This is a genomic window from Pseudoalteromonas sp. 120-MNA-CIBAN-0494 (assembly GCF_040308885.1).
Classification (GTDB): Bacteria; Pseudomonadota; Gammaproteobacteria; order Enterobacterales; family Alteromonadaceae; genus Pseudoalteromonas; species Pseudoalteromonas nigrifaciens.
Genome location: NZ_JBEOOE010000098.1, coordinates 1 through 497, shown reverse-complemented (window position 1 = coordinate 497; position 497 = coordinate 1). Strand labels below are relative to the sequence as shown.

The 497-nt window shown below is 34.8% G+C and carries 1 protein-coding gene; it reads right to left on the bottom strand.

Features of this window, described 5'->3' with window-relative positions:
- Window positions 1-70: 70 nt before the first annotated feature.
- Entirely contained in the window at window positions 71-379 is a 309-nt protein-coding gene (locus tag AAEY55_RS18150) for a hypothetical protein (protein WP_350552615.1), read from the bottom strand.
- Window positions 380-497 lie beyond the last annotated feature (118 nt).

The following is a 497-nucleotide window of genomic DNA, read 5'->3' as shown; positions in this document are numbered from 1 at the left end:
CTCAGGTTAATATGCTGAGTAAATTATGCATAGGTAGCATTAATATTGGTATGTGGGTTTAATTGCGCGCTTACGTTACTAATCTTTTAAACTGAATTTCAATACCGCATGTTTCACAATACCCGTATTCGCCAGGTTCTTTTTGAAGCCTAAATTTAACTCGTTGCAATGCCTTCAGCTGCAGACCTTTTCTATAACGTGAAATGTATTGTTGCTTACGCTCTTCTTCTAGTGCCGCTCGATCTAAAATATCTGCAAGTACATTGCTTTCAACATTCTTATTTATTGGTTCATTCAGAGCATTCTTAAGCATAGAAATTTCATCATTAACTTGGTTTATTATATGCCCTAATTGGTCTGTTTTTAAAAATTCATGCATTCCTTATATCCTATACTAAACATCAAAAAGGTATTTAAACTGTAAGCGTCTAGCGAACCACACCTAGCATCGATGTTCTGATTATCTAAAAATACCTGCTCAATGATAAATTCGGAGC